Here is a 3,161-nt window from a genome sequence, read left to right on the forward strand (position 1 = left end):
CATGCTCCAGCGCCGCTGCTGCGGTCCACGCTTGGTCTCCATCAGCCCCCGTGACGCGTTGACGAACGCGCAAACGATCTCCCGCGTCTCCCGCGGGTCGATCATGTTCTCCACGCCGAACGCCTCGACCGTTCCCCACGGGTCGGCGAGCGCGTGCATCCTGTCCTCCACCGCACGGCGATACTCGGCCGGGTTCTCGGCGGCGGCGATCTCGCGCGAAAATCCCGCTTCCACACCACCTTCGACGGGCAGATCACCCCATTCCGCAGTGGGCCAGGCCAACCGCAGGCACAGTGAATCGGGATTGGCCGTCGCCGATACCGCCATGCCGTACGCCTTGCGCACGTGAATGGTGATGACGGGGACCTCGGCCTCGATCATCGATTGGATGGCGCGCATGCCCCACCGGATGACGTTGCCGCGCTCGGCATCTGGACCGACCATGAACCCCGGGACGTCCACGAGGTAGATCACCGGAAGGTGGAAGGTGGAGCAGATGTCGACGAATCGGATCTGCTTCTCGGCACCGGCCGCGTCGAGTGCGCCACCGATGTGCATCGGGTTGCTGGCGACCACACCGACGGGCACTCCGTCCATGCGCGCATACCCGGTGACGACGCTTCTGCCCCAGCGTCCGCCGACTTCGAAGAAGGAACCGCGATCGACGATCTCCTCGATCACCTTGTGCACCTTGTACGGCCGCCGGCGGTTCTCGGGGATGATCTCGAGGATGGCGTCGCCGCGACGGTCGACCGGGTCGGTTCGCTCGCCCCGGGGCGGCAGTTCCCAGACGTTCTGCGGCAGGTAACTCAGAACAGTCTGCATCTGCTGGATCGCATCGGCCTCGTCTTCGGCGAGGTTGTCGACCGCGCCTGATCCCGCCGTGTGGATCTTGGCACCGCCGAGCTGCACCTTGTCGATGTCCATGCCGAGCGCCCGCTTCACCAGGGGCGGCCCACCGGCGAAGAGCACCGAGTCCTTGGTCATCACGCTGAAATGGCTGAGCACGGTGCGACCCGCAGTGCCACCGGCCGCGGACCCGCTGACCATCGCCAGCACCGGGACCTCCGAGAGCAGCTCGTACGAGCGCTGCCAACTCACCGAGGACACGAGGTAGGAGTGGCCCTTCTCCGCTTGGGCCGATACGTCCCCGCCGATGCCTTCCATGAACAGCACCAACGGGATCCGATAGTCGTGCGCGAGGTCTTCGACAAATCCGCCCAGCCCGCCTTTCATCCGGTCGAGGTAGGACTGCGGCGCGCCGGCGCGCACGGTGAAGTCCTCACCACCGAGCGCGACTGTCCGACCACCGAACTGCGCCAGGCCGCAGACATAGCTCGCGGGCAGTTTCCCGAGCAGCTCGCCGGTCGCCGAGCGCTCTTCGAACACCGCGAACTCGCCCACCTCGTGAAACTCGGTGGCAGCAGCGGCGATTCGCTCACGGATCGTTTGTCTGCCCTGTGCGTGCTGGCGATCGATGCGTCGCTGACCGCCGAGCTCACGCGCTGCGGCTCGACGTCCCTCGAGTTCGGCCAGCGCCGCTTGCCAACTGAATTCAGCCATGACGTCGGTACCTTTCCGACGAGCTGGCGGGGTGCGCTGTTCCTGGTTCGGCAAGCTGCGGACAGCGGCGATTGCGTTCTGAGCATTGCGTTGTCATGGCACTCTTTCGTGTCGCGGGCATCAGGATTCGACCCGGACGATCGCGTCGGGGCCTGCTTCATCGACGATGAAGCCCGGCACTCCGTCCCAGTAGGTGTCGGAGAACCACTTCAGGAAGTCCTCCGCGTCGAATGCGGCTTCGGGTGCGTGGACCCCGAGTTCAGCGCTGTGGATGTTCAGCACTCCGACCGCCGCGGGTCGTGCGGTTTCCAGACTCATCGAACCGTCGACCGGACCGCCGGGAAGGACGACGACTCCGCTCCTTCGACCGTCCCGTTCGCCGGTCGCCGCCGCACCACCGAACACCGAGAGCGCAGGCCCGACCCTCGGTGTGGCCAAGACCTGTGGCTTCTCGCGGAGCTGCGCGGCCAGCAACGTCAGCGCTGCGGAAACGTCGATCTCGCCACGATTCACCTGGTCGAGTACCGGCAGCATGAGCCGGTCAGCACCTGCGTCGATCGTGCCCACGTTGATGCACTCCCGCACATCGACCGCGCGCGGCAGCGTGGCAGGTTCCGGGTGACCGATCAGTCTGAACAACGCGGTCGCCCCACTCGAAGTGGTGACCCGATAGGCCTCCTTCCATGCCCGGCATCGCGCCCGCTCGCCGTCTCGCCAGATCGGCACCTCCGCCGAGGCCTGAATGATGAGGTGCTGAAACGCCGCGCGGCCCTCCTCGAAGGCCGATGCCATCGACGCCGCCATCCGCTCCGCGGCTGCCGGACTCTTTCCTTCCCCGGGATCGCCCCAGAAGGTCGCCAACAGGTCGACCGAGCCGAGCTGGCGCGTGGCGACGACTGCGAGAAGATTCGTCAGGCCGGGGCTCATCCCAAGCCCGACCACTGCGCGAACACCCGCGGCGCGCGCTGCGTCGTCCCGGTCGAGCAGCTCGGCGGTGGGGGCCGGATCGTCACAGACGTCGACGTAGTTCACGCCGTTCGCGATCGCCGTGTCCAGCACGACGGTGCCCCACCGGTCGAACGGCCCCACAGTGTTCACGACGACGTCGGCGCCGCGCATTGCGGCGTCGAGTGTGGTCACCTCAGCTAGATCGACCTCGACGTAAGCGAGACTCGGATCCTTGGGTGGGATTCTGTCCGCGATCCGCACCTCGACATGCGGATGACGGGAGAGTTCCTGGGCGATGCGGGTTCCCACACGCCCGGCCCCTCCGACGATGACGGCCTTCATGACTGCACTCCTTGATTGATCTCGCATCGGGTGATGGACGACGTGGTAGGCCTGAACAATTCACCACCGAGGGGACCCGCGAATGCCGGCACAGGCGAATCGCGAAGTATCCAAATAGTCAAGGCCGGATCGGCCTGAGAACTCGAGGCGATCCAATCCACGATCGGCCGTCGAATAAATCGGACTGTACTCAGACAATCCGCATCACGCAAGCGTCGACAAGAAATCAATATTCCGGATTACGACGCCTGCCGGGCTGGACGCGATCGCGCACGGCCGGCTCACACGTGATGGGAAGGCTTGCACCT

The 3,161-nt window shown here is 65.9% G+C and carries 2 protein-coding genes; both read right to left on the minus strand.

What is annotated here, in order from left to right; translation table 11 throughout:
* Window positions 1-1,563 (minus strand): acyl-CoA carboxylase subunit beta (locus ACFWF3_RS29825; RefSeq protein ID WP_379316960.1); only part of this gene is annotated, 1,563 nt, incomplete at its 3' end.
* A 120-nt stretch (window positions 1,564-1,683) separates the two neighbouring features.
* Complete coding sequence (locus tag ACFWF3_RS29830; protein ID WP_379316962.1) at window positions 1,684-2,853, minus strand: saccharopine dehydrogenase NADP-binding domain-containing protein; 1,170 nt, start codon at window positions 2,851-2,853, stop codon at window positions 1,684-1,686.
* Between the last annotated feature and the right edge of the window lie 308 nt (window positions 2,854-3,161).

The sequence above is a fragment of the Nocardia sp. NPDC060220 genome, from assembly GCF_042727815.1.
Classification (GTDB): Bacteria; Actinomycetota; Actinomycetes; order Mycobacteriales; family Mycobacteriaceae; genus Nocardia.